General features: G+C 66.5%; 24 protein-coding genes and 1 pseudogene. 15 read left to right on the top strand and 10 right to left on the bottom strand.

Annotated elements, in window-relative coordinates:
- Positions 1-74 precede the first annotated feature (74 nt).
- A complete protein-coding gene (locus tag FHT09_RS13675; protein WP_104538168.1) occupies positions 75-341 on the bottom strand; it encodes a DksA/TraR family C4-type zinc finger protein in 267 nt (88 codons plus the stop codon).
- Between the two features lie 131 nt (positions 342-472).
- Here FHT09_RS13675 and FHT09_RS13670 point away from each other — a divergent pair, with 131 nt between their 5' ends.
- The gene (locus FHT09_RS13670) at positions 473-727 is read left to right on the top strand and encodes a DUF2789 domain-containing protein (RefSeq protein WP_104606352.1); all 255 of its coding nucleotides are present in this window, start codon (positions 473-475) and stop codon (positions 725-727) included.
- Positions 728-902: 175 nt separating this feature from the next.
- On the opposite strand, the gene FHT09_RS13665 is transcribed toward FHT09_RS13670, so the two are convergent.
- On the bottom strand, positions 903-1,076 hold the full coding sequence (locus tag FHT09_RS13665; protein ID WP_003489471.1) for a DUF1328 domain-containing protein: 174 nt from the start codon (positions 1,074-1,076) through the stop codon (positions 903-905).
- Between the two features lie 175 nt (positions 1,077-1,251).
- On the opposite strand from FHT09_RS13665, the gene FHT09_RS13660 reads away from it, so the two are divergent.
- The 3 genes and pseudogenes from FHT09_RS13660 to FHT09_RS13650 all read left to right on the top strand — a co-directional run bounded on the left by FHT09_RS13660 (position 1,252) and on the right by FHT09_RS13650 (position 4,473).
- Positions 1,252-1,779, top strand: coding sequence for a M48 family metallopeptidase (locus FHT09_RS13660; RefSeq protein WP_104606353.1), 528 nt, complete (start codon positions 1,252-1,254; stop codon positions 1,777-1,779).
- A 185-nt stretch (positions 1,780-1,964) separates the two neighbouring features.
- Positions 1,965-3,216, top strand: a pseudogene (locus FHT09_RS13655) (2OG-Fe(II) oxygenase).
- A 156-nt stretch (positions 3,217-3,372) separates the two neighbouring features.
- Complete coding sequence (locus tag FHT09_RS13650) at positions 3,373-4,473, top strand: Glu/Leu/Phe/Val dehydrogenase dimerization domain-containing protein (RefSeq protein ID WP_104538172.1); 1,101 nt, start codon at positions 3,373-3,375, stop codon at positions 4,471-4,473.
- A gap of 75 nt (positions 4,474-4,548) precedes the next feature.
- Here the strand turns inward: FHT09_RS13650 and FHT09_RS13645 are convergent, their stop codons facing one another.
- Positions 4,549-7,398 carry an autotransporter serine protease gene (locus FHT09_RS13645; RefSeq protein ID WP_104606354.1) on the bottom strand — a complete coding sequence of 950 codons (2,850 nt, stop codon included), beginning with the start codon at positions 7,396-7,398 and terminating at the stop codon, positions 4,549-4,551.
- 187 nt (positions 7,399-7,585) lie between these two features.
- Between FHT09_RS13645 and FHT09_RS13640 the strand changes: the two genes are divergently transcribed.
- From FHT09_RS13640 to pdeM, 11 genes are all read left to right on the top strand, one after another.
- Positions 7,586-8,761 carry an acetyl-CoA C-acyltransferase gene (locus FHT09_RS13640; RefSeq protein ID WP_104606355.1) on the top strand — a complete coding sequence of 392 codons (1,176 nt, stop codon included), beginning with the start codon at positions 7,586-7,588 and terminating at the stop codon, positions 8,759-8,761.
- A 122-nt stretch (positions 8,762-8,883) separates the two neighbouring features.
- Positions 8,884-9,225 (top strand): hypothetical protein, encoded by a 342-nt coding sequence (locus FHT09_RS13635; RefSeq protein ID WP_104538175.1) that lies wholly within the window; start codon positions 8,884-8,886, stop codon positions 9,223-9,225.
- Between the two features lie 238 nt (positions 9,226-9,463).
- Positions 9,464-9,790, top strand: a complete 327-nt coding sequence (locus FHT09_RS13630) for a hypothetical protein (RefSeq protein WP_104606357.1) — start codon at positions 9,464-9,466, stop codon at positions 9,788-9,790.
- Positions 9,791-9,906: 116 nt separating this feature from the next.
- Entirely contained in the window at positions 9,907-11,616 is a 1,710-nt protein-coding gene (locus tag FHT09_RS13625) for a diguanylate cyclase (RefSeq protein ID WP_104606358.1), read from the top strand.
- A gap of 95 nt (positions 11,617-11,711) precedes the next feature.
- Entirely contained in the window at positions 11,712-12,269 is a 558-nt protein-coding gene (locus FHT09_RS13620; RefSeq protein ID WP_104606359.1) for a polymer-forming cytoskeletal protein, read from the top strand.
- A complete protein-coding gene (locus tag FHT09_RS13615) occupies positions 12,266-12,631 on the top strand; it encodes a hypothetical protein (RefSeq protein WP_104606360.1) in 366 nt (121 codons plus the stop codon). Before FHT09_RS13620 ends, FHT09_RS13615 begins: the two co-directional genes overlap by 4 nt.
- A gap of 320 nt (positions 12,632-12,951) precedes the next feature.
- Positions 12,952-13,962 carry a ligase-associated DNA damage response exonuclease gene (locus FHT09_RS13610; RefSeq protein WP_104538180.1) on the top strand — a complete coding sequence of 337 codons (1,011 nt, stop codon included), beginning with the start codon at positions 12,952-12,954 and terminating at the stop codon, positions 13,960-13,962.
- Positions 13,959-14,192 carry a hypothetical protein gene (locus tag FHT09_RS13605; protein ID WP_104538181.1) on the top strand — a complete coding sequence of 78 codons (234 nt, stop codon included), beginning with the start codon at positions 13,959-13,961 and terminating at the stop codon, positions 14,190-14,192. The genes FHT09_RS13610 and FHT09_RS13605 overlap by 4 nt, the downstream gene beginning before the upstream one ends.
- On the top strand, positions 14,189-15,793 hold the full coding sequence (locus tag FHT09_RS13600; protein WP_104606361.1) for an ATP-dependent DNA ligase: 1,605 nt from the start codon (positions 14,189-14,191) through the stop codon (positions 15,791-15,793). Before FHT09_RS13605 ends, FHT09_RS13600 begins: the two co-directional genes overlap by 4 nt.
- Entirely contained in the window at positions 15,790-18,285 is a 2,496-nt protein-coding gene (locus tag FHT09_RS13595; protein WP_184416996.1) for a ligase-associated DNA damage response DEXH box helicase, read from the top strand. The genes FHT09_RS13600 and FHT09_RS13595 overlap by 4 nt, the downstream gene beginning before the upstream one ends.
- Positions 18,275-18,919: a ligase-associated DNA damage response endonuclease PdeM gene (gene pdeM / locus FHT09_RS13590; RefSeq protein WP_104538184.1), complete on the top strand. Its 645-nt coding sequence runs from the start codon at positions 18,275-18,277 to the stop codon at positions 18,917-18,919. The genes FHT09_RS13595 and pdeM overlap by 11 nt, the downstream gene beginning before the upstream one ends.
- A gap of 32 nt (positions 18,920-18,951) precedes the next feature.
- Here the strand turns inward: pdeM and FHT09_RS13585 are convergent, their stop codons facing one another.
- The 7 genes from FHT09_RS13585 to FHT09_RS13555 form a co-directional block, all read right to left on the bottom strand.
- Positions 18,952-20,217: an NAD(P)/FAD-dependent oxidoreductase gene (locus FHT09_RS13585; RefSeq protein WP_104606362.1), complete on the bottom strand. Its 1,266-nt coding sequence runs from the start codon at positions 20,215-20,217 to the stop codon at positions 18,952-18,954.
- A gap of 94 nt (positions 20,218-20,311) precedes the next feature.
- A complete protein-coding gene (locus tag FHT09_RS13580) occupies positions 20,312-20,518 on the bottom strand; it encodes a cold-shock protein (protein ID WP_003488188.1) in 207 nt (68 codons plus the stop codon).
- Between the two features lie 87 nt (positions 20,519-20,605).
- Positions 20,606-21,358: an S-methyl-5'-thioinosine phosphorylase gene (locus FHT09_RS13575; RefSeq protein WP_053045293.1), complete on the bottom strand. Its 753-nt coding sequence runs from the start codon at positions 21,356-21,358 to the stop codon at positions 20,606-20,608.
- Between the two features lie 86 nt (positions 21,359-21,444).
- Positions 21,445-21,999, bottom strand: coding sequence for a hypoxanthine-guanine phosphoribosyltransferase (locus FHT09_RS13570; protein WP_053045294.1), 555 nt, complete (start codon positions 21,997-21,999; stop codon positions 21,445-21,447).
- Positions 21,999-23,003, bottom strand: a complete 1,005-nt coding sequence (nagZ, locus tag FHT09_RS13565) for a beta-N-acetylhexosaminidase (protein WP_053045295.1) — start codon at positions 23,001-23,003, stop codon at positions 21,999-22,001. The genes FHT09_RS13570 and nagZ overlap by 1 nt, the downstream gene beginning before the upstream one ends.
- 138 nt (positions 23,004-23,141) lie before the next feature.
- Positions 23,142-24,719 carry a cryptochrome/photolyase family protein gene (locus tag FHT09_RS13560; RefSeq protein WP_104606363.1) on the bottom strand — a complete coding sequence of 526 codons (1,578 nt, stop codon included), beginning with the start codon at positions 24,717-24,719 and terminating at the stop codon, positions 23,142-23,144.
- A gap of 183 nt (positions 24,720-24,902) precedes the next feature.
- On the bottom strand, positions 24,903-25,916 hold the full coding sequence (locus tag FHT09_RS13555; protein ID WP_104606364.1) for an FAD-dependent oxidoreductase: 1,014 nt from the start codon (positions 25,914-25,916) through the stop codon (positions 24,903-24,905).
- Between the last annotated feature and the right edge of the window lie 31 nt (positions 25,917-25,947).

Raw genomic sequence — 25,947 nt, 5'->3', positions numbered from 1 at the left:
CCGAGCAATGGACGCGCCAGCCTGGCAGCAGACGCAGTCGTTTTGCCGGTTTCTCTGAAGACGCCCCGCGGCAATCAACGCAGCTGGCTGTCCTTGCTGCCACGACGGTTGTAGCCGCCTTGCGCCGCCTGCTCAAGGTCGTGCGCTTGCTGACAGTTCACGCACAGGTGCACGCCCGGCACCGCCTTGCGGCGTGCCTCGGGGATGGGTGCATCGCACTCTTCGCAGTGCGTCAGGCTCGGGCCCCGATGCAGCTGGCTCCGTGCGCGCTTGACCGCATCCTCGACGGTTGCATCGATCTGGTCCTGCACCGCCCCATCACCTGCCCATCCGGTCGCCATGTTCGCCTCGGCTTGTCTGCTCAGAACCGGAATATGGGCATGCGCGCGGGCAAATCCAAGCCGGATGTGCACAGCGCGCTCAAATCGGGTGCTTTAGCATCCGCTCATTCGCACCCTTCGAGGAAGTCGCAATGGAACAACACGTCCACCCGTTCTCCGAATTATTCGCCCAGCTGGGCCTGCCGTCCGATGAGGTCAGCATCCGCAGTTTCATCGATGAACATTCTCCGCTGCCGGGCGACATGCGCCTGGAGGAAGCGCCGTTCTGGACGCCGGCACAGGCGCAGTTACTGCGTGAAGAGCGCCTCGACGATGCCGACTGGATCGTGACCATCGATCAACTCAATATTGCCCTGCACACCACCGCCAAGGATACCGGCGTCTGATCTGCGCAAAAACGCGGCGATCGCCCTGCGCTAGACCTCGCTTGCAGCCCGGATTGTCGGTGGATCGGTTCCCCAGATTGCAGCAACGAAAAAAGGAGCGGCCAATGGCCGCTCCTTTGCACTTCGGGTGATGCGTCCGGCATGCGAACTGCACATCAACGCCATGCCTGGGGCATCAGGTCACCTTTTTGGCGATCGTCATGCCGAGTACGAACAGCACGATGGCGATGATGATGCCGGCCCAAAACAGGAACTTGGCAATTCCCATCGCAGCACCGGCCATGCCGCCAAACCCGAGCGCACCGGCAATCAGTCCGATGATGGCGAAAATAATGGCCCACTTGATCATGTTTGTTGTCTCCTCATCCGGCGCGGTGCCGTGTTCAGTCGTGTGCTTGCGCGGTCGTGCCGCAAAACATGCATTGCACGCTACTCACCCGGATGTGCCGCATTCGTGAATACACCTGACACACGATGTCATAGTCACGCCTGTAGATTCGCCAGCAGCGCCCGCATCGGTGATCATGCGTACCTTGCAGCAATCGATTGGCATGGACACTCTTCGCTATCTCGCCGGTTACCCGCCCGCCGTCCTGGATCAGGTGCGCGAGCTAGTTGCGCAGGACAAACTCGCACTGGTGCTGGCGCGCCGCTATCCGGATCGCCACTGCATCCGCACCGATCGCCAGTTGTACGACTACGTCAAGGCCATGAAGGAGCGCTACATGCGCTCCTCGCCCACCCTGCACAAGGCGCTCTACGACAACCATCTGCAGGTGGTGAAGCATGCGCTGGGCACGCACACGGCGATCTCGCGCGTCCACGGCAGCCGACTCAAAGCCAGCCGCGAGATCCGCATTGCCTCGATCTTCCGCGATGCGCCCGAACCGTTCCTGCAGATGATCGTCGCCCACGAGCTGGCGCATCTGAAGGAGGCGGATCACAACAAGGCCTTCTACCAGCTGTGCAACCACATGAGCCCGGACTACCACCAACTGGAGTTCGACCTGCGCCTGTATCTGACCCACCTGGCGCTGTCCACGGACGCCTGATCGCGCACCGGCAAGCGGTGGCTGCACGTCAGCGTCAGCAGCTATCCGGGGGGCGACCGGTCACCGTGTGGTACGACCGGCTGCACTGATCCTTGGCAATGCCGTCTCCACCTGGCCTTGGGTAACATCTGCGCCTGCCCGAGGTTGAGCGCGACAGCGTTGGCAGCGTCTCCTAGAATGCGGCCATGCAGGCACCATCCCTCCAGCAGCTCGCCCACGCCGCGCAGAGTGCGCAACCTGCGGCAATGACGGCATTGGGACATGCGTTGGTGCGCGCAGGGCAGACCGAGCAGGCCCTGGACTGGTACATGCGTAGTGCAGCCGCAGGCGATGCCATCGCGCAGATCGAAGCCGGCCGCATGCTGGCCTACGGTGTCGGTTGCGAGGTCGACGTGGCCCAGGCGCTGGAACACTGGCAACACGCCGAACGCCAGAATGTCGCATCAGCGTGCTATCTGTTGGCGACCCTGGCCATCACCGACGACCGGTTGACGCTGGACACGCAGGCGGAATCCCGCTTGCACGCCGCGGCCGCAGTCGACTACCCGCCCGCGCTGCGCGCGCTGGCTATCCAGCACGGCCGAATCGACCACCCCGCGCAGCAACGCAGCTGCGTTGCCTTGCTGGAACGCGCCGCCGCAGCCGGCGATGCACTGGCTGCGGCGCTGCTGGCCGAACGCCTGCTGCGTGGCGAAGGCATCCCGCCGCAACCCGAGGCTGCGGCGCAGCTGCTGCGGCAACTGCAACCGCTGGGTATTGCTGCGTCGCCCGCCGTGCGGATCACGCCACCGGATCCGGTCGGCGACGACCAGCGCATCGGTTTCGCTGCCCGACATGGCGCGACGCGCCGCCACGACGCGCCCGTGATCGAAGAAGTCTGCGGCGTGCTGTCTGCCGACGAGTGCCGCTTGTTGATGCTGCTGGCGCGGCCGCACCTGCGCGCCTCCGAGGTGGTCGACGCCGACGATGCGAGCACGCGCCGTGCGCCGATCCGCACCAGTCGCGGCGCCACGCTGGATCCCATCCTCGAGGACTTCGCCGCACGTGCGGCACAGGCGCGCGTAGCGGCCTGCGCGCAGCTGCCGCTGACCCATGCCCGAAGCGCTGTCGGTCCTGTGCTACGCGCCGGGTGAGCAGTACCGCGCGCATCGCGACTATCTGCCGCCCGGCACGATCGCCGCCGACCGTCCCACTGCCGGCAATCGTCTGCGCACCGCTTGCGTCTACCTCAACGACGTCGACGCAGGGGGAGACACCGACTTTCCGGTCGCGGGCGTGCGCGTGTGTCCACGTGCCGGGTCGGTGGTGTGCTTCGACAATCTGCATGCCGACGGCCGCCCCGATCCCGACTCGCTGCACGCCGGGCTGCCGGTCAGCGCAGGGAGCAAATGGTTGGGGACCCTGTGGTTTCGGCAGCGGCGCTATCGGCATTGGTGAACAGATTCATACACCAGCCCCCGTCGACGTGGTTTAAAATGTTGCGGCGCGACGTGATCGGACAGGGTCTGCAAACGTCGCGTTTTTTGTTTCCCATTGCACGGGTTCCGGCCCGGCCTCAGGGAAGGCACATCACGCAGCCCCGCGGAGCCTTCGATGCTTTTCGAAACCCTCGACACCACCGGCCACGAGCAGGTGATCTTCTGTCACAACCGCGACGCCGGCCTGAAAGCGATCATCGCGCTGCACAGCACCCGGCTCGGGCCCGCGTTGGGTGGCGTGCGCATGCGCCCCTATCCCAATAGCGAGGCGGCGCTCAACGATGCGCTGCGGCTCAGCCGCACCATGACCTACAAGAACGCATTGGCGGGATTGAATGTCGGCGGCGGCAAGGCGGTGATCATCGGCGACCCCAGGAGCGACAAGAGCGAGGCGCTGTTTCGCGCATTCGGCCGTTTTGTCGACACCCTGGGCGGGCGCTACATCACCTCCGAAGACGTCGGCACCGATGTCAGCGACATGGAACAGATCTATCTGGAGAGCGAGTACGTCACCGGCGTCCACCAGGTGCATCGCGGCTCCGGCGACCCGGCCCCGTTCACCGCCTACGGTGCGTTGCAGGCGTTGATGGCTTCGCTCAATCGCAGGCTTGGCCACGAGGAAGTCGGCAAGGCCAGCATCGCGATCCAGGGCCTGGGCCATATCGGCATGGAGCTGGTGAAACTGCTCAAGGAACGCGGCGCCAAACTCTATGTGGCCGATCTGAACCCGGCACTGGTGGACCGCGCGGTGGCCGAATACGGTGCAGAAGGGGTCGGTATCGAGGAGATTTATGAGGTGCCGGCCGATGTGTTCGCACCCTGCGCGCTGGAAGGGGCGATCAACGAAGACACGCTGCCGCGGCTGAAGGCCAAGATCATCTGCGGCACCGCCAACAACCAGCTCGCCAGCGCCGCCATCGGCGAAGAGTTGCACAAGCGCGGCATCCTGTATGCGCCCGATTACGTGGTCAATGCCGGTGGCGTAATGAACGTGTCGCTGGAGATCGACGGCTACAACCGCGAACGTGCGATGCGCTTGATCCGCAGCATCTATCACAACCTGGAAAAGGTATTCGACCTGTCCACCCGGCTGGGGGTAGCGCCGCAGCAGGCGGCCGACCAGATTGCCGAGGCGCGTATCGAGGCCATCAGCAAGCTCAAACTGCCGCTGGGCCGCACCGCACCGCGCTTTCTGCACAAGCTGCGCGGCGAGTGACCCACCTGTCCAGGCACGCTGCCCGGACAGGTGACCTACCGATCCACACGACCGCTCACCCAGGCCACGCGTCGATCAGAAATCGGCGCTGTAGCGCAGGCTCAGCGCGCGATCGTCACCGCGCTCGCCCACCCGTTGGTCGTAGCCGAAGCGCAACTGGCTCTGCGGCCCCAACGGCGCGGCCGCGGTGATGCCGAACAGACCACCCGAGCGCGCCGGCTGCATGCCGCGCAACGGCGCCCAGGCGTCCACACCGATGAAGCTGGCATCCAGCGTGAGGCCTTCGCTGCGCAATGCCTGCTGCCATTCGGCATAACCGCCGAGCTGCACGCCGCGCCAGCGATAGGACGAACGCACGCCGGCCAGCACCTGGGTGCGCGCGGAGGTGCTGGCATCGGCGCGCAAGCCGAAGCCGTCGCCACCGCTTTCGCGGAATCCTTCGCTGCGCAGACGCACGTAATCCAGCCCCATATAGGGCGTCAGGCTGGCGCGCGCGCCACCCAGGCGATACCCGGCTTCCAGGTTGCCGCTGAGGTAACTGCCGCTGTAGTCGCTGAAGGCACTGCTGCGGTCTTGGCCCAACTGCAGGCTGCGCTCGATCTGCCGGTTGACGTTGCCGAACCCCAACTGGCTCAGCGTGTACGCCGACCCCAGCGTGGTGCCCCAGTACAGCTGTCCCTGCACCTGCCGATCGCGCCCGCGTGCACCGTCCAGATCGCCCAGGCTGTTGGAGCGCGTTTCACCAAAAGCAAAGCCGGTGACTGCGCCAGATGCCAAACGCAGGTCGTTGCCCATCATCCAGCCGGAGGTGGCGAATCCTGCGGTGGTCACGCCACCCTCGCCCGGCCCACCCAGCGCGCGTTGCCAGACGCCCAGCACGCGCGGCTGCTGCGACACCCCATCGAAATGCGAGGCCAACGCACGCCTGCCCAGATCGATGGTGTCGAAGGTCATCGCTGCCGACTCGGCATGCGCACGCCCGGACAGACTGCGCAGCGAAGCGGCGGCAGCCTTGGCATCCGGCGACTGCTGCAACGCCGCTGCGGCGCGGATAAACCCGCTGCTGATGCCGCCAGCGCCCTGCAGTTGCTGCGCATCCACCTGCTGGAACGCCTGTTCGACACGGATTGCCGAATCCATCGCCGCCGTGCCGGTCATGCCAAGCGTGGCGGCAACGGCGGTGGCATTCAAGCTGCGCACGGCAAGGTACGCCGTATTGCTGTCGTACGTCAGCGAGGCATCCAGAAAGGTCACGGCCGCGCCGCGGCTGAGCGTGTCGAACGTGCCCTGCAATCCACTGCTGGCCTGCAACAGCGTGTAGGTGGCGTTGTCGACCACGTAATCGCGGCGGCCGAGCACTTGCAGATCGCCGGCAATCGTCGCGGTCCCGGTCACGTTCACCCGGTCGCCCACGTTCAACGCAAGGCGACCGTTGCTGGCCTGGGTGTAATTGCCCGTAATCGACAGCGTCGCACTGTTGACCTGCAGCGTGCCGGCGTTATCGACGCGTCCGCCGATTCTGCCCGCGCCGATCAGCGTTGCGCCATTGGCGATGCCAACGCGCGCGCTCTGCAGACTGGCCGTCTGCAAGGTGCCGCCCAGCACCTGGGTGTCGCCGTTAAACGTATTGGCGCCACTGCTCAACACCAGCGTGCCGGTGCCGCGTTTGGTCAGGCCACCTGTGCCACCGATGTCGTTGGCCCAGGTGGAACGCAAGGTGTTGACGGTGACATCGACCGTGCCCCAGTCAAAACGTGCCGGCCCCAGCACCGCCTTGCCGACATTGAGCAGGCCGTAGCCGAAGGTCGGGTCGACGCCGGCCGCGCCCAGATCGGTGGCCGTTCCCAGTAGCGTCTGTCGCACCAGATCGTTGTTGAAGTACGGAAACGCCTGCCACACCAGCGCAGCCGCACCGGAGACCAACGGCGCCGCAAACGAGGTGCCGCTACCGTAGAAGTAGCGGATATTGCTGGCGGTTGCATCCGGGTCGAGGAACATCGAAGTGCCCGGCGCCACCAAACAGTAGCGCATCGCCACGCCACAGGCATTGGAGTACGACGCCAGTTGCGTCGGATTGGCGGTATCCAGCGCAGCGACGACCAGCCAGCCGCGTTCCAGATCGGCGGCCGGCAGCGTGCCATTCGGGCCCAGTTGGCTGGGCAGCGCAGCGGTGTCGGACGGTTGCGATCCGGATTCGTTACCCGAAGCAAACACCACCAACCCATCGTTGCCGATGACGAACGGCCGGTATTCCTGCGCGACCTGATTGGTGACGGCCGGGTCGTTCCAATACAGCCCGCCCCAGGAATTGTTCATGATGCGCACGCCTGCGCTGATCAGATCGGCATGCACCGGACCCAGGCCAAGCGGGCCGTCGACCTCGTTGCCTTCGCCGCTGCCGTCATCGTCCGGTGCTTCGTCGCTGATGATGCGTGCCGACACCAGGCCGGCGCCACTGGCGATGCCGCCCGGCCACTGGCCCACCGCGCGCCCGGCTGCCAGTTGCGCGACCACCGTGCCGTGGCCCACGACATCGCCTGCGGCGACATTGTTCGTGCGCGGATCCACATAGATGAAGCTGTTACTGACCCGTCCCTGCAAGGCCGGATGATTGGTATTGATGCCGGTATCGATCACGCCGATGCGATAGCCCGCACCGGTGAACCCCAGCGCCTGCGCAGCACGTGCGTTGGTCAGCGTCAAATGCGCGTCGAATGCAGGTTCCGGCGTCGTCGGCGGTGCGACCACCGGCGGCGGCGGCGGTGGCGGTGAAGTGGGCGGCGGTGGTGGCGGTGGCGACGTCGGTGGCGGTGCGGTCGGTGTACTCGGACGAATACCACCGCCCCCACCACCGCCGCCACACGCGGTCAATGCCACGGCCAACGCCGAGGCCAGGACGGTCCTGGCGACGTCTGTCTTCTTCATCTGAATTGTTCTCCCCGAACCCATTCCATGGATAGGGCCCAAGCTCGGGCCCGAACGCCGTCTTTATACTGCATCCTCACACAACTGTCGCAGTCGATTGCGTAGCGGATGGGCGCAACACCAGCGCGTGCTGGCGCGAACCCACCATGAGGCAGATAATCGTTTCACTTTAAACGGTATCTCCCCTATGTCCGACATCGTCATCGTTGCTGCCAAACGCACTGCCATCGGCTCGTTTCTTGGTCAATTCAACGGTGTGCCGGCGCCGACGCTCGCCGCTGCAGCGATCCGCGGCGCGCTGGCGCAGTCCGCCGTCGCGCCGGCCGACATTTCGGAAGTCATCGTTGGCTGCGTCCTGCCGGCCAACCTGGGCCAGGCGCCCGCACGGCAGGCCGCCATCGCCGCCGGTATTCCTACCTCGACCGGCGCCACCACCATCAACAAGGTATGCGGCTCGGGCATGAAGGCGATCATGTTTGGGCACGATCTGATCAAGGCCGGTTCGGCCAGCATCGTTGTCGCTGGCGGCATGGAGTCGATGAGCAATGCACCGCATCTGCTCCCCAATTCGCGCACCGGCAACCGCTACGGCAACTTCCAGGCGGTCGACCACATGGCCTGGGATGGTCTGACCAATCCCTACGACGGCCAGGCGATGGGCGTGTTCGGCGAGGCCACTGCCGAGAAGTTCGGTTTCAGTCGCGCCGATCAGGATGCGTTTGCGATCGCCTCGGTCGAACGCGCGCAGGCTGCGCAGCGCAGCGGTGCGTTCACCGATGAAATCGTTCCGGTCGCGGTGGCCACGCGCAAGGGCGAGGTGGTCGTCGACAGCGACGAGCAGCCCGGTAAATCAGACATCGCCAAGATCCCGACCCTGAAGCCGGCGTTCAAGAAGGACGGCAGCGTCACCGCCGCCAGTTCGTCGAGCATCTCCGATGGCGCGGCGATCACCGTGCTCATGCGCGCAGACGAGGCGCAACGTCGTGGCATCGCACCATTGGCGCGCATCGTGGGCCATGTCACCCATTCGCAGGAACCTGAGTGGTTCACCACCGCGCCGGTCGCTGCGATCCAGACGTTGATCGGCAAGGTCGGCTGGCAATTGGACGAAGTGGACCTGTTTGAAATCAACGAAGCATTCGCGGTGGTGGCAATGACGCCGATCGCCGAGCTGGGCATTTCCCACGCGAAGGTCAACGTCAACGGCGGCGCTTGCGCATTGGGGCATCCGATCGGCGCTTCTGGCGCCCGCCTGGTGGTGACATTGGTGAATGCGTTGCGCATGCGCGGTGGCAAGCGCGGAATTGCGACTCTGTGCATCGGCGGCGGCGAGGCGACCGCCATCGCTATCGAATTGATTTAATTGTTTTTAACGGCGATTTTGCAAAACTGAATGCGCGCACGCTTGACACTGGTCTTTGGACCGTCATCATGTCGGGGGCGCGCAATAGCGCGTTGCCTAATCTAACGACGAGGATTGAAACAATGACCATTAACAAGCTGCTGATCGCAATGGCTCTGGGCCTGGCCCTGACCGCTTGCTCGAAGCCGGAACAGGCTCAGGACGCTGCTTCTTCGGCTAACGAAGCTGCTGCCGACGCTCAGACCGCTGCTGACCAGGCTGCTGCCTCGGGCTCGCAGTCGGCTGACGCCGCTCAGTCTGCTGCCAACACCGCTGCTGCTTCGGCTGACACCGCTGCTGACGCTGCCCAGGCTGCTTCCGGCGCTGCCACCGACGCTGCTGCCGAGCAGGCTGCCGACGCTGCCAAGACGGCTGAAGACACCGCCGAAGCCGCTAAGGACACCGCCGAAGAAGCCAAGAAGTAATCACTTCTTAGCTCCAAGCGAGTTCGGAAAAAGCCGCTGGTCTCCAGCGGCTTTTTCTTTGCCTGCGATTTACCGGTGATGGGCTGCGTCGCCGGCCAGCCGTCGAACCCGTGCCGTGTCAGGACATGTACAACGCATGCCGCCAACTGGCTGAACGGACAGCAGCACATTGACGCCGACTGCATCCGGCCCTGAATAAGCTCCGCCTTCCAACACCGGAACAGGAACAGGACCACCCATGAAGACGATCCGCATGCTGTCGTTGAGCGCCATCGCCGCTTTCACTCTCGCCGCTTGCCAAGGCCCCGACGCTGAGCAGGCGCAACGCGACGCCGCGTCCGCTGCCAAGCATGCGGCGGCGGCGACCGAACAAGCCGCCGATCGCGCCGCCGTGCAGGCCAAGGCCGCCACAGCCGATGCCCGCGTGGCAGCACGCGAACTGGCCGCCGACGCGAGCCGCGCAACCGCCAATGCCGCGGACGCCACCGCAGACAAGACCCGCGAGATGGCCAACAAGGCCGAGCAGAACGCCGACAAGCACGACGCCGAACATCCGCAGCGCTGATCGACCGCGTGACCGTGTCGACACTTTGCAGACGCGCCGGCCACTTTGCGCCGGCGCGTTCGCTTCCTGCCACCGGCGACCTCGTGTTGTCCATGCTGGCACGCTAGCATCCGCCCATGCCTGCCTTCTTTACCGTGCGCCGCCGCAACCAGTTGGCGCTGGTCTTTTCCGCGCTGGTCTTCATTGCCATCGGCGCCGGCATCTTCGTCGGCGCACGCCGCTCGCTGGCCGATGCTGCCTGGGTGTCTCATACGCATGAAGTGATCGGCCGGATCGATGAGATCCAGGCGCGCGTGCTGGACGCCGAATCGGCGCAGCGCGGTTTTCTGCTGACCGGCAACGATGCCTATCTGCTGGACTATCAGGCCAGCGTCGAGCGCCTGCCGATCCTGCTCGGCAACCTGCGTCGCCTGATTGCCGACAACCCCGCGCAGGTGCAGAACCTGGATACCTTGCGGCGGTTGGTGGAGATGCGACTGCAGCAGATCCAGCACGTGCTCGACGTGTACGTGCAGGCCGGTCTGGAGCCCGCGCGTGCCGGCATCCGGCAGAGCGCCTTCCGCACCACCAGTGCGATCCGCGAGCAAGCGCTGACCATGGTGCAACGCGAGCAGGAATTGTTGGTGCAACGTGCAGAAAGCAGCCGGCGCAGTGCGGCCTTGTTGCTGGCGCTGGCACTGGCCGGCATCCCGTTCGGGCTGGCGGTGGTCGGCACCGTCTATGCCTTGCTGATGCGCGAACTGCGGCATCGCTCGCAGGCCGAGAAGCTGGCAGCGCAGGCCATTCGCGAGTTGGGCGACAGCGTCGTCGCGCTGCAACGCAGTACTGCCGATCTCAACCTGCTCAGCCGCTATACCGGCTTGCTGCAAAGCTGCATCAGCGCAGAAGAGGCGCTGGTGGTGACCAGCCGCACCCTGGCCAGCCTGCTGCCGGGCGTTGCCGGAAGCGTGTATCTGCTGCGCTCTTCGCAGGATCGCGCTGAGGCGATCAGTCACTGGGGCGAGCCGCTGGTGCACAGTGCGCCGCATCTTCTGCCTGAACAGTGCTGGGCGCTGCGCCGTGGTCAACCGCACATCATCGACGACCTGAGCCGGGACGCACCGTGTGCGCATATCGGCGCGCCCGAGCACGACACCTGCGTCACCACCGCATGCCTGCCGATGTCCGCGCAAGGCACCCAACTTGGATTCCTGTTCTTGTCTTCGACGGGTCCGGGGCCGATGCCACGTCTGGAGATCGCCGAGGCGGCCGCCGAACAGCTGTCGCTGGCACTGAGCAATCTGCGCCTGCGCGAATCGCTGCGCAGGCAGTCGATTCGCGACCCACTGACCGGGTTGTACAACCGCCGCTATCTGGAAGAATCGCTCAGCCACGAACTGGCGCGTTGCGCACGCCGTGGCCTGCCGTTGTCGGTGCTGATGCTAGACGTGGACCACTTCAAGCAATTCAACGACAGCCAGGGGCATGCCGGCGGCGATCTGCTGCTGGCGGCGCTGGGCGAGTTGCTGCTGACCCGGCTGCGTGCCGAAGACGTCGCCTGCCGCTACGGGGGCGAAGAGTTCACGGTCATTCTTCCCGAGGCCGATGGCGTCCAGGCACTGCGTGTGGCCGAGGACATTCGCGGCTATATCGCGGCCCTGGCAGTCAGCGACGGCCTGCGCTCGTTGCCGCGGGTGACGGCCTCGATCGGCGTGGCCAGCTTTCCGGCCGATGGTGAGTTGGCTGCGAGCCTGCTCCAGAAAGCCGATGCGGCCTTGTATGTCGCCAAGCATGGTGGCCGCAACCGGGTCGCGCGGCATGGCGCTGCCACGCACGCGCCGGACTGAGCAGGCGCGCCATCGACGTCGGTTTGCGCAATCGGTCACACAAAAGATCGGTTCACGCGGCGATAGTCGGTTTTGACCCCCAGCGAGGCAGTCCGATGTCGATGTGGCGCGATCAAGCTCCCAACAAGAAAGACGGCGTTCCCGCAGCGCCTGAGGTCCCGGCTGCCGATGGGCGGCTGTTTACTGCCGAGGCCAGCCCGACACCGCCGGTCCCTGCAGCCGCGCCACCAAGCGCCACGCCCGCCGCGGCCACACCGCCGCGGCATAGCGAGGCCAAGGAATCGCTGATTGCCGCCGACATCAGCATCGAAGGCAAGATCGAGGGCGCCGGCCACGTGCGTCTGGCCGGTCGCTTCAAGGGCGATGTCAACGTCAAGGGCGATCTCACCATCGAGCGCGGCGCCAAGCTCAACGGCGGGGTGCGCGCCAACACGGTGATCATCGCCGGAGAGCTGGAGGGCAATATCGAATCGGCCGCGCAGGTGGAGCTGCAGACCTCCGGCGTGCTGGTCGGCGACGTCAAGGCCGGCAGCCTGACCGTGGCCTCGGGGGCGCGCATGCGCGGCCAGGCCGATTTCGGCTGGGGCGAGGACACCGGCAAACCGGTCGGTGCAGCCAAGCCGGTCGTCAGCGGAGACAACGACGCCACATGAGTGCGCCCCGCCCGGGCACGCCCGGTGCCACGCGCAGCTGCCCGCACTGCAAGGCGACGATTCTGGAAAGCGCCAGCGTCTGCCCTGCGTGCAGGCATCACCTGCGCTTCGACTCGGCCGCGGCGCAGCACGCACAGCCGGCACCGATCGTGCCGCTCAAGGTCGATGGCACCATTCGCCATCCTGCCGATGGCGATCCATGGGAATACACCGTGGTGGTGGTGGTGCGTAACGGCAAGGGCGAAGAGATTCGGCGCCAGATCGTGGATGTCGGCGCGATGCAGCGCGGCGAAGAACGCGGCTTTACGCTGGCGGTGGAGGCGACAGCGGTGCGTGTGCCTGGGCGGCGGTCGCGGCATTAGGGTGCTGGGATTGGGGATTGGGGATTGTGAATCGGGAATCGGGAATCGGCGTGGATGATGCGGGCCAGCGCCTGCGTGGGTGTTCGATTTCCGAGTCTTGACGGATTATTCCGATGCGGAACGGTGCGAGGTATCGGCGTGCGTGCTGCATTGAAGGCCAGCTCACGCCACGCCAGGCGCTTGATCGATTCATTGGCCTTGCATTGATCGCGCATTGGCTCGATTAGCGATTGCGATCTGCAGGCCTTGCCGCACCGGTGCACCGAGGCATGCCATTCCCATTCTCAGGATCTGCACACCGGCTTGGCCAGAGTTGCCGCATGCGCAACGGCAACGAACAACTTGGCGATCTGGTGGTGCTTGGCCCCGAAGGCCTGTATTGCCCGCAGGGCGATTTCCATATCGATCCCTGGCGGCCGGTGGCGCGTGCGGTGATCACCCACGGACACGGCGACCACGCGCGCGGCGGAATGGGCGAATACCATTGCACGCACGAAAGTCTGCCGATCCTGCAGTGGCGCCTGGGCGAGCAGGTCTATCACACGCATGCCGACGGTGAAGCGTTCGATCTGGGACGTGCGCGGGTGTCGTTGCATCCGGCCGGACATGTGCTCGGCTCGGCGCAGGTGCGCATCGAGGTGGATGGCGAAGTCTGGGTTGCCTCGGGCGACTACAAACGCCAGCACGACCCCACCTGCAAACCGTTCGAAGTAGTGCCCTGCGACACCTTCATCACCGAGGCGACCTTCGGGCTGCCGGTGTATCGCTGGCCGGACACCTCCGACGTGGCCGCCGACATCGTCGCCTGGCGCCACGAATGCGCCGCGCGGGGCGAGGCGGCCATCCTGTACTGCTATGCCTTGGGCAAGGCGCAACGCGTGCTGGCCGAATTGCGCGCCTGGGACACGCAACCGGCGTTGCTGCATGGTGCGATCGCGGTGGGCGTGGAGGTGTATCGTCAGGCCGGCATCCCGATGCTGGACACCCAACCGGTCAGCGAGCACGCGCGTGGCGCCGACTATGCCGGGCAATTGGTGCTAGCGCCGCCATCGGCGGCGGGCAGCGCCTGGATCCGTCGCTTCCGGCATGCGCAACAGGGCTTCGCATCGGGCTGGATGCGCATTCGCGGCAATCGCCGTCGGCGCAATTACGACCGCGGTTTTGTGGTCTCCGATCATGCCGATTGGCCTGACCTGCTGCGCACCATCGAAGACACCGGCGCACGGCGGGTGATTGCCACCCACGGCAATACCGACGCGTTGATCCAGCACCTGCTGGAACGCGGCGTGGCTGCCGAGGCCTTCCGTACCGATTTCGGAGCCGAGGAATGAACCCCTTGCCTGCACGTCGTTATGCGCGCGCGCGCCCACGGATCCGTTTGACCGGTGCGCTCGCGTTCCGTCGCCATGCATTGGCATTTCGCGTGCACCGCGCACTGCCGGCGGCGGTGATCGGACCGCCACGGCCTTACCGGCGCCCGCGCTGTCTGGGCGCATTTACCCGGCGCGCGCTGGAGCTGCGTGCTGCCGACAACCGCAGCAACCTGCAGGGCCCGGCGTGAAGCGATTTGCCGCGCTGTACCGCACTCTGGATCGCAGCACCGGCACGCTCGACAAGCGTGCGGCCCTGGTCGCCTATTTCAGCAGCGCGCCGCCGTTCGATGCGGCGTGGGCGCTATACCTGCTGGCCGGTGGCAAGGTGGCCAGCACGCGCATGCGCATCGCCAGCAGCGGCGAACTGCGCGAATGGATCACCGACACCGCCGGCATCGCCGACTGGCTGGTGGCCGACAGCTACGACCATGTCGGCGATCTGGCCGAGACCTTGGCCTTGTTGCTGGATGACCCGACCACCGAAGCGGCCGATCTGCCGTTGGCCGAGTGGATCGAACAGCGGTTGCTGCCGATCGCCAACCAGGACGTGGAGGTGCGCAAGGCCTGCATCGTGCAGGCGTGGCGCAGCCTGGCCTTCGACGAGCGCCTGGTCTTCAACAAGCTGCTGACCGGGGCCCTGCGCGTGGGCGTGTCACAGCGACTGGTACAGCAGGCCCTGGCGGAAATGTCCGGGGTAGAGATCGCGCGCATTGCGCAGCGCATGCTCGGCAGCTGGCGGCCGCATCCGGGCTATCTGGCCACCCTGCTGACCGCCGAAGAACTGCCCGGCGATCGTCAGCAGCCCTATCCGTTCTTTCTCGCATCGCCACTCGAAGCCGAGGTGGAGACGCTGGGCACGGTCGCTGACTGGTTGCTGGAATGGAAGTGGGACGGCATTCGCCTGCAGCTGATCCGGCGCGCTGGCGACGCGGCGTTGTGGTCGCGTGGCGAGGAACGTCTGGATGGCCGTTTTCCGGAGATCGAACAGGCCGCGCTGCAGTTGCCCGACGGCACCGTCATCGATGGCGAGCTGCTGGCCTGGCAACCGGAGCAGCCCTTGCCGATGCCGTTCACCGCCTTGCAAACGCGCATCCAGCGGCTCAAGCCCGGGCCGAAGACACTGGCGGCGGCGCCAGCGCGCGTGGTCGCCTACGATCTGCTTGAGCTGGATGGCGAGGATTTACGCGAGCGTCCTTTGCAGGAGCGTCGCGCATTGCTGGAAGGCGTGCTGACAACGCTCGCCGACCCGCGCATCGTCGCCTCGCCGCTGGTGCAGGCCGGCGACTGGCAGGCGGCGGCGCAAGTGCGCCTGGATGCACGCGAACGCGGTGTCGAAGGACTGATGCTCAAGCGTGCCAACTCGACCTACCAGTCGGGCCGCCGACGCGGCGACTGGTGGAAATGGAAGATCGACCCGCTCACCATCGATGCGGTGCTGCTGTACGCGCAAGCCGGCCATGGCCGGCGCAGCACGCTGTACACCGACTACACCTTCGGGCTATGGCACGAGGGCCAGCTGGTGCCGATCGCCAAGGCCTACTCGGGTCTGGACGACAAGGAGATCCTGCAACTGGATCGCTGGATCCGCGCCAATACCACCGAGCGCTTCGGCCCGGTGCGTGCGGTCACCGCGCATCATGTCTTCGAACTGGGGTTCGAAGCGGTCAACCGCAGCGCGCGGCACAAATCCGGCATTGCGGTGCGTTTTCCGCGCATTCTGCGCTGGCGGCACGACAAACCGATGCGCGAGGCCGATCACCTGAGCCGCCTGCAGGCGCTGGCACGGTGAGTGCTGCGCCGCAGACACGCGGCACGCCCCTGCAACAATGGCGTGCCTGGTTCGCGCAGCGCGGTTGGGCGCCGTTGCCGTTTCAACGCGATGTGTGGAAGCGCTATCTGGCCGGCGAATCCGGCTTGCTGCATACGCCCACCGGCAGCGGCAAAACGCTGGCGGCCTTCGGTGGGCCGCTGCTGGAGGCCCTGTCCACACGTGGACGCAAGCCGGCGATCAAGCCAGCCACCACGACCGCACGACGGCAACAGCAACGCACGCTGCAGGTGCTGTGGATCACGCCCTTGCGCGCGCTTGCTGCCGATACCGCACGCGCCCTGCGCGAGCCGGTGGAGGCCTTGGGGCTGGATTGGCAGGTGGGCCTGCGTACCGGCGATGCAAGCGCGCGCGACAAACGGCTGGCGCGCAGCGGCAAGCTCGATGTGCTGGTCACCACGCCCGAATCGCTGGCCTTGCTGTTGTCGTACCCCGACACTGCGCCGCAGTTGTCGGCGCTGCGCTGCGTGATCGTCGACGAATGGCACGAGCTGCTCGGCAACAAGCGCGGCGTGCTGCTGCAGCTGTGCCTGGCGCGCCTGCGCGGCTGGGCGCCGCAGCTGCGCATCTGGGGCCTGTCGGCAACGCTGGGCAATCTGGCGCAGGCGCGCGACGTGCTGTTGCCGCATCGCCCCGATGCCGCGCTGGTGTCGGGCGTCAAACCCCGCGCGATGACCTTGGAGACGCTGCTGCCCGACAGCGGCGAGCGCTTTCCGTGGGCCGGGCATCTGGGTCTGGCGCAGCTGGCGCGCGTGTTGCAGAAGATCATGCAGCAACGCACCAGCCTGGTGTTTACCAATACGCGCGCACAGGCCGAGTTGTGGCATCAGGCCTTGAGCGCGGTGTGGCCGGACGATCCGGTCACGCTCGCGCTGCATCACGGTTCGCTGGACCCGTCCTTGCGTGCGGCGGCCGAACAAGGCTTGCGCGACGGCAGCCTGCGTTGCGTGGTCGCCACCTCCAGCCTGGACCTGGGCGTGGATTTCCCGGCTGTCGATCAGGTGCTGCAGGTCGGCAGTCCCAAGGGCATTGCACGCCTGCTGCAACGTGCCGGCCGCGCGCGCCACCGTCCGGGCGAATCCGGGCATGTGGTGTGCGTGCCCTCGCATGCGCTGGAACTGGTGGAGTACGCCGCAGCGCGGCGCGCCATCGTGCATGGCCAGATCGAAGCGCGACCGCCACCGCGCCTGTCGCTGGACGTGCTGGCGCAGCACTGCGTCACCCTGGCACTGGGCGGCGGTTTTCAGGCCGATGCCTTGTTTGAGCAAGTGCGCGGCACCGATGCATTTGCGGCGCTGGATCACGCTACCTGGCAGGCGGTGCTGGACTTCATCGTGCAAGGCGGCAGCGCGCTGGCGCATTACCCGGATTTCCACAAGGTCGTGCGCGACGAAGAAGGCGTGTATCGCGTCATCGATCGGCGCGTCGCGCTGCGGCATCGCTTGTCCATCGGCACGATCACCAGCGACGGCAGCGTGCGCGTGCAGTTCCTGCGCGGCGGGCGCCTGGGTGCGGTGGAAGAACAGTTCGTCGGCCGCCTGCGCCGTGGCGATCGTTTTCAATTCGCCGGCCGTCTGCTGGAGCTGGTGCGGCTGGAAGACATGACCGCCTACGTGCGCGTGGCCAAGGGCGGCAGCGGCGTGGTACCCAAGTGGATGGGCGGACGCATGCCGTTGTCGTCGGCTTTGGGCCGCGAGGTCGAAGCGGTGTTTGCCGATCCCGGCGACGCACCGGAAATGCAGGCGCTGGCACCGTTGCTGCGCCTGCAGGCGCAGCTGTCCTCGCTGCCCGGCCCTGACCATTTACTGGTGGAAAGCATCAAGGCGCGCGATGGCCGGCACGTGTTCGTGTATCCGTTCGCCGGCCGCCAGGTCAATGAAGGACTGGCGGCGTTGCTGGCAGCGCGCTGGGGCCGGCGTCAGCGTAATACATTCAGTTTTGCTGCCAACGACTACGGTTTCGTGTTGTCGCCGGCGCAGGATGTGGAACTGGATGCGGGCATCCTGCAGGCGCTGCTGTCGCCGGAGGGCTTGTTCGCCGATCTGCGCGACAGCCTCAACCTGGGCGAGCTGGCGCGCCGCCAGTTCCGCGAGATCGCGCGCGTCGCCGGCTTGCTGTCGCCATCGCTGCCCGGTCGTGCACCACGCAGCCTGCGTCAGCTGCAGGCCTCCAGCGGATTGCTGTACGACGTGTTGCAGCGTTTCGATCCCGATCATCTGTTGCTTGCCCAGGCCGAGCGCGAAGTGTTCGAAGGCCAGCTCGAACTGGCGCGGCTTGCGCATGCCTTGGAAGATTGCGCGCGGCGCGAACTGCGCCTGTGCAAACCGCGCAGCCTCACCCCATTATCGTTTCCGTTATGGGCAGAACGCGTGCGCGGCCAACTGAGTACCGAAGACTGGAAGGCCCGCGTGTTGCGCGCTGCCGAGCAACTGGAGCGTAAACATGGGCGATAGCGTGCAGCTGCAGCTGGCCGGCGAAACAGTGGAACTGCTCGGCGAACGCGCACTGTATCGACCGGCGCAGCGCGCCTTGCTGATCGCCGACCTGCATCTGGGCAAGGCCGATGTGTTCCGTCGCGCCGGCATCGGGATGCCGGCCGGCGGCACCGCGCACGATCTGGAGCGGCTGGATGTGCTGCTAGAACGGCGCGCCGTGGACGCGTTGTGGATACTCGGCGACCTGCTGCACGGACCCGTACCGCGCGCGGCCTGGCATCGCCGCTGGAGCGCATGGCGCGAGCGCCATTGCGCCTTGCGCGTGATCGCCATCCGCGGCAATCACGACCGCGCGTTGGCGGGCGCCGATCTGCATATCGAGGCGGCCGGCGAACAGGTCGAAGATGGCCCCTTCGTGCTGCGCCACGATCCACTGCCGCATCCGACGGGGCACGTGCTGTGCGGGCATCTGCATCCGCTGGCCGCGCTGCCCGGCATGTCGCGTCGCTGGCCGGCGTTCTGGTTGCGCGAGCGCGTCACCATCCTGCCGGCGTTCTCGCATTTCACCGCGGGCATCGTGCCAACGCTGGTCGAAGGCGAACGTCTGGTCGCTTGCGTGGAGGACGATGCGCTGGCATTGCCGGTGCGTTAACGGGCGCGGCGCTGCGTGGACCGATGCTTCATCTATGCGGCCGCTTCGGCGTTGTCGACGTCAACACGCGGCACCGGTTGCGACAACGCGTCCACAAACTCCGGCGCCAATGCCAACTTGCCGAACCAGCCGTGCTGGGTCCCGCTGAGCACGCGCAGCATATGCCCACGTCCTCCGGGCACGCGTCCCATCGGGCGCATCAGCAGATCGCGTCCGTGCGCCCAGAGATCGCGTTCGGACTGGAACAGCGGCGTCAGCCAACGACTCCAGCGGTGATAGATCGCCACATGCGCCTGCCGCTCGCGCTGATAGTGCTGCAAGGCCGCATCCAGATCGGCGCCGACCCGCAGCGCGTCGCGCATCGCCAACGCATCCAGCAGCGCCATGTTGACGCCCTGCCCCAGCTGCGGACTCATCGCATGCGCGGCATCGCCGGCCAGCACGAAACGGCCGCGATGCCAGCGCGTCACCACCGCGTCGCGATAACTCGCACGCGCCAATGCGCCATGCACCTGCACGCTGTCCAGACGCGCATGCGCCTGCGGCCACATCTGCGCGATCTCCTCGCGCCACGCGGCAATGCCGCGCTGTTCCCAGGCGACAAAATCGTTGCACGGCAGGCTCCAGAAAAAACTCAGCCGCGGGGTGGCGTCGCCCGGACGCGTGCCCACCGGCAGCAGGCCGATCATCTTGCGCGCGCCGACATAGCGCTGGCGCAACTCATCGACGAACGGCCAGTCCTCGCGTGGCAGCAAGCACCACAACGCACCCCACGGATACACCCGATCCAGCCGCGTGCCCTGTGCCTGCGCGCGCAAGCTCGACGCAGAACCATCGGCGGCGATGATCAGATCGTAGGGGCCGTGCCAGTGCCCGCGCTGATCCTGCACGCGCGCGCCGTCGTGATCGATCGCGGTGATCTGGGTATCCACATGCAACTGCGCGTAATCTGGCCAGGCCTCGCGCAACAGCGTAAACAAGGCGCCGCGCTGCATTCCCAGGCCCATCAGCCGCGCATCCAGATCGCGGTACTGCATGTCCATCACCGCGCGTCCGCACGGCGTTTCGCCATACAGCCGGCGCACCGGTGCGCCATGCGCGAGCGCCTGCGGCAGCAAGCCCATCTTCCACAGCACCTGCAACCCGCTGGGCTGCAGCAGGAAGCCCGCTCCCACCGGCCCGGGCGTGGCGGCACGTTCAAACACGTCCATCCGGTGCCCGTCGGCGCCCAGCAGCACGGCCAGCGCCTGTCCCGCCGTTCCATAGCCCACTACCGCAATTCGCAATGCTCGCTGCATGTCCTTCGCTCTCTGGATGGCACCTGCCCTGCAGGGACCGCTGCAAAAAAAACCCCGCCGTGGCGGGGTTCTTCAACCGCACAATCGAGTCACGTCACTCGACCGGCGTGATGTTCGAAGCCTGGGCACCCTTCGGGCCCTGGGTCACGTCATAACTGACGCGCTGGCCTTCCTGCAGGCTGCGGAAGCCCTTGGAGTTGATCGCGGAGAAGTGCGCGAAGACATCGGCGCTGCCGTCCTCCGGTGAGATGAAGCCAAATCCCTTGGCGTCGTTGAACCACTTGACGGTACCGTTCGGCATGGTGATGCGAGACCTTTGCAATAATTAATGGGTGGTGTACGGCGATGCGTACGCGCCGAGTATGCAAAGCTTATGCCCCGATGACAATCACCCGCGTGCAAGTTCGCCGATCAACTCCGGCAATCCGGACGAGGCGGCATCCACGTTGGCCAACACCTCCGCCATGGTGATTTCCTGCGCGTCGCCACAGCCGGCCGCCCAGTTGGCCACGATCGCCAAACACGCATATTCCAGGCCTTTTTCGCGTGCCAGACCCGCTTCGGGCATGCCGGTCATACCGACCAGATCGCAGCCGTCGCGACGCATGCGGGCGATCTCTGCAATCGTTTCCAGCCGCGGCCCCTGGGTTGCGCCGTAGCATCCGCCGGCAACCATCGTAACGCCGGTCACCTTGGCGGCGGCAATGACCTTGCTGCGAAACATCGGCGAATACGGATGACCGAAATCCACGTGCTGCACCTCGCTGCCTGGCTCTTCGCAGAAGGTGGACACGCGGCCCCAGGTGTAATCGATCAGCTGGTCCGGACAGGCCAGCACGCGCGGACCGAACTGCTCGGTGATGCCGCCGACGGTGTTGAGCGCCAGTACGCGCGCAGCACCGATTTGCTGCAGCGCAGCGACGTTTGCGCGGTAATTCACCTTGTGCGGCGGCAGCGAATGGCCCTCGCCATGCCGCGCCAGGAACGCCACGCGGTGGCCCAGCAACATGCCCACCCGGATCGGGCCGGAGGGCGCGCCATACGGCGTCTCGATGACATGCGTCTGCACCTGGTCCAGCTGTGCGAGCTTGTAGACGCCGGTGCCGCCGATGACGGCCAATGCGATGGAATTGGAGGACACAAGCAACCTCTGCAACGAAAGACAGGACGGTGGCGCGCAGGCCTGCGCGCCGGGCTGCCCGCAGCGACGCGGGCAAACTGCGGCAGTTACTGCTTCATCGCGTAAATGGCGGGAATGCCGCGCAGCTGCTCGTTGACGTCCATGCCGAAGCCGAACACGTAACGGTCGGCCACTTCCACGCCCACATAGTCGGCGGCCACGCCGGGCACGCAGCGGTCGTGACGCTTGACGGTCAACACCGCCACGCGCACGTCGGTGGCGCCCTGCTCCAGGCACCACTGGCGCACGCCCTGCAGCGTGTAGCCCTCGTCGAGGATGTCGTCGACCAGGATCACCCGGCGGCCGAACAGCGCAGTGGCCGGACGGTGCTTCCACACCAGCTCGCCGCCGGTGGTTTCGCCGCGATAACGGGTGGCGTGCAGGTAATCGAACTGCAGGTCCTGGCCGCGTGCGCCCAGCTCCAGCGCCAGCTGGCCGGAGAACGGCAACGCGCCGTGCATGATGGTGAGATACACCGGCACTTCGCCGGCATAGTCGCGCGCGATCGCGTCGGCAATGCCGGCGACCGCCGCATCGATGGCGGGGCGGTCGACCAGCAGGTCGGCTTGGGCCAGGGCCTGGGAAATGGTGAGCGTGGACATCAGGCAGTTGTTCCGAAAGAGGCGGAAAGGGGAGTGGTGAATGAGGTGTCGGAGCCGGCGAGCAGGCCATCCCAGCCCAGCGCGCCGCGTCCGATCAGGCCGATCAATGCTGCGGTATTGAGGCTGCGGCCGGCCACGGCCTGCAGCGATTCGTCGACCAGTTCCGGGTGGCAGACCAGCACCACGTCGCAGCCGGCATCCAGATGCGCATGCACCCGGCCCGCCACGCCGCCGGCGCTGAACGAGGCGGCCATGCCGATGTCGTCGGAGAACACCACGCCGCGAAACCCCAGTTGCCCGCGCAGGATCTGCTCGATCCAGCGCTGCGAATAGCCGGCCGGTTCCGCGGCGACCTGCGGATAGACCACGTGCGCCATCATCACCGCATCGGCGCCGGCCTCGATGCCGGCCATAAACGGCAGCAGATCTTCGGCCAACAGGACCTCCAGCGGGCGCGGGTCGCTGGCATGGTCGACGTGGGTGTCTTCCAGCACGGTGCCGTGGCCGGGGAAATGCTTGAGCGTGGCGGCCATGCCGGCAGCGTGCAGCGCCTGCACATAGGCGCGGGTGAAGCTGGCCACGATCTGCGGGTCGTCGCTGAATGCGCGATCGCCGATGGCGCGGTTGCCACGGCCCAGATCCACCACCGGTGCGAAGCTCAGGTCCACACCGCTGGCACGCACTTCGCTGGCCATCAGCTGCGCATGCGCGCGCGCCGCAGCGAGCGCGGCTTCGGGGTCCTGCGCGTACTGCGCGCCGAAGCTCTGCAGCGGCGCCAGGGCGCTGTAGCCGTCGCGAAAGCGCTGTACGCGCCCGCCTTCCTGGTCGACGCAGATCAGCACCGGGCGCGGTGCGGCCGCGCGGATGGATGCGGACAGCTCGGCCACCTGCGTGCGCGAGGCGAAGTTGCGCGTGAACAGCACCACGCCGGCGACCGCGTCGTGCTGCAGCCAGTCGCGTTCCTGTGCGCTGAGTTCGGTACCGGCAACGCCGATCAGAAGCATGTTGGGGGACTCCCGGGCCAGGCGCCACGTTGGCGCAGCGCGGCATTGTCGCAGATGCGCGTTGCAGCGTCAGATCGCGCATTCAGGCAGGCCCGTTTTCCGGCCATCCCTGCCCGGCCGCTGCACGCCGGCTGCACCTCAGAGCCGCTCCAGATTCGCCCGCCAATGCGCGGCCTGCGCCTGCACCTGTTCCAGCGCAGCCGGTGCCATGGCGTCGAGCTGCCGGTATGGCAGCGCCAGGCGCTCGTTGGCGCCCAGCAGCGTGCGCTGCCGTGCCAGGAAATCCCAGTACAGCGCGTTGTACGGGCAGGCCTGCGCGCCGACCCGCGCCTTGCGCTGGTACCGGCAGCCACCGCAGTAATCGCTCATGCGGTCGATATAGGCCGCGCCGCTGATGTACGGCTTGCTGCCCAGCAGGCCGCCGTCGGCGAACTGGCTCATGCCGACCGTATTGGGCAGCTCCACCCACTCAAACGCATCGATATAGACGCCCAGGTACCAGCGATGCAGCGCCTGCGGATCCAGTCCTGCCAGCAGCGCGAAATTGCCGATCACCATCAGCCGCTGGATATGGTGCGCATGCGCGTTGGACAGCGAATTGCCGATCGCATCGGCCAGGCAGCGCATGCCGATCTGCCCGTCCCAGAACCAGTGCGGTAGCGGCGCATGCTGAGCGAGGCGATTGGATTGCGCATAACCGGGCATCTGCGACCAATACACGCCGCGCACGTATTCGCGCCAGCCCAGGATCTGGCGGATGAAGCCCTCCACCGATGCCAGCGGCGCATGCCCGTCATGCCATGCCGCTTCCGCACGCGCGATCACCTCGCGCGGATGCAGCAGCTTGACGTTGAGCGCAAACGACAACAGCGAATGGAACAGCCGCGGGCTGCGCGTGCTCATCGCATCTTCGTAGCGACCGAAGTGCGGTAGCGCATGCGTGACGAAGGCATCCAGGTGCTGCAAGGCTTCGTCGCGGTCCAGCGGCCACGGCAGCGCGTCGGCATTGGGCGCGCCGAAGCTGCGTACCCCGGCTGCCTCGATGACGCTCCACAGCGCGTGGTGATCGTGCGCTGCGCGCCACTCCTGCGGCGCGGGCGGATCGCCCGGCCATGGCGCACGGTTGTCGTGATCGAAACTCCAGCGCCCGCCTTCCGGCTCGCCTGCGGCATCGAGCAGGATCCGGTGGCGCGGACGCATGCGCCGATAGAACGCTTCCATGCGCCATGCGCCGCCCGCGCGGAAACACCCCGCCACCTCATCGCGTTCGCTCAGGAAATGCTCGCTGTCGACCACGCGCGTGGCGAACGGCTGGCGTGCGCGCCAGTGCTGCAATGCTTGGTCCAGCCGCCATTCGTCCAGCGCCTGGTACTCCAGCTGGCCGGCGCGGTAATGCGCCATCAGCGCGTCCAGATTGGCGGCAATCGATTGCCGATTGCTGGGGCTGTCGATGGCCACGTAACGCACCCGATGACCGGCCTGCCGCAAGCACGCGGCGAACGCGCGCATCGCCGCGAAGATCGCCAGGATCTTCTGCGCGTGGTGCAGCACGTAGTCGGTTTCCTCGCGCACTTCCATCAGCACGTAGACCACGCCGGCCTCGGTTGCATCGAACCAGCTGTGTTGTGGATTGAGTTGATCGCCCAGGATCAGGCGCAGCGTGTGCGCGGCTACCTGCGGTTTACGCCCGGCTGCGGTCGCGTTGGGATCGCTCATCTATGCCGGACTCCTGCACGCCAGCAGCGCCTGGCAACGATTGAGCTCGCAAGGGCATGCGCACTGCACGGCGGCACGTGCTCCGTCATGCCTGCGCGACCAATCTGCGTTGGCGAACGGCCTGGTGTGCGTAGGCCTGCTGCCTCCAAGTGCCAGTGCCTCTCCCGCTGCGCTTGCCACGCATCAATCCTGCCCGCTGCAGGCGGCATCGCCGGCGCACACACGCCTTGCCAACGCCACACCGCTCTGCCAGGCACCTTCGACCTTGCCCCCGGCCAACCAGTCGCCGCAGATGCCGATACCCAGCCGCGCCTCCCAGGCACAGCCGATCTGCAAGGCCGGATCGGTGCTGGCAACCGTCCAGCGATAGGCGTCGCAGGACTGCGGCGTTGGCAGACCAAGCGCGGCCAGTGCCGGCAACACGCTGGCAATCACTGTTGCGGGCGTCGCGCCGAGATGCGCCTGGCTCCAAGCGGCATTGGCGTGCAGCAGCCAGGTTTCCACGCCCTCTCGCCCCGGCTTGCTGGAGTTGCGTGCCGCCCAGCGCAACGGGCCGGCGTTGACGAACAGGGCGTCGTACCCGGGGTCGACCGGCATGTCGAAACGCGCCACCACCGCCCAGGCCGGCCGCATCCGCGCGCCGGCGGCAAGCGTCGCCAGCGTGGGCGCGATGTCCGCCAGCAACGCAGCTGCAAGCGGTGCCGGCACCGCCAGCAGCACGGTGTCGAAGCAGCAACTGCGTGTGGTCGCATCTTCCGCCACCTCCAGTTGCCAGGTGTCGCCCTCGCGCTGCAGCGATCGCACAGAGCTGCCCAACCGAACATCGAGGGCCGCCGCAAGCGCACGCGCCGGTGCGGCCATGTCCGGCACCCCGACAAAGCGCGTCAACCCGCCGTGCGACGCACGCATGTCGGCGCCATCCCAACTGGCGACGCGCGCAGGCCAGACCGCCGCGACGCCGCGCGCGATCCATGCCTCCACCACCACGGCAAACGCCTGGTCACGTGCGGTGAAATACTGCGCGCCGTGATCGCATTGCCAGCCATCGCCGCCACAGCTGCGCATGCGTCCGCCGGGCACATCGCCCTGCTCGAACAGCGTCACGGCCAATCCTGCCGCCTGCAGACGTTGCGCGCAGGCAAGCCCGGCCAACCCGGCGCCGATCACCGCAACCGTCTGCGATTGGGTGGGCGTCATTTCGTCAGCTGCGGCAGTCGCGACACGCCGC

Source organism: Xanthomonas sp. CFBP 8152, from assembly GCF_014199025.1.
GTDB classification, from domain to species: Bacteria; Pseudomonadota; Gammaproteobacteria; order Xanthomonadales; family Xanthomonadaceae; genus Xanthomonas; species Xanthomonas arboricola_B.
Note: the sequence above shows the minus strand (reverse complement) of the source record. Positions and strands in the feature narration are given on the sequence as shown.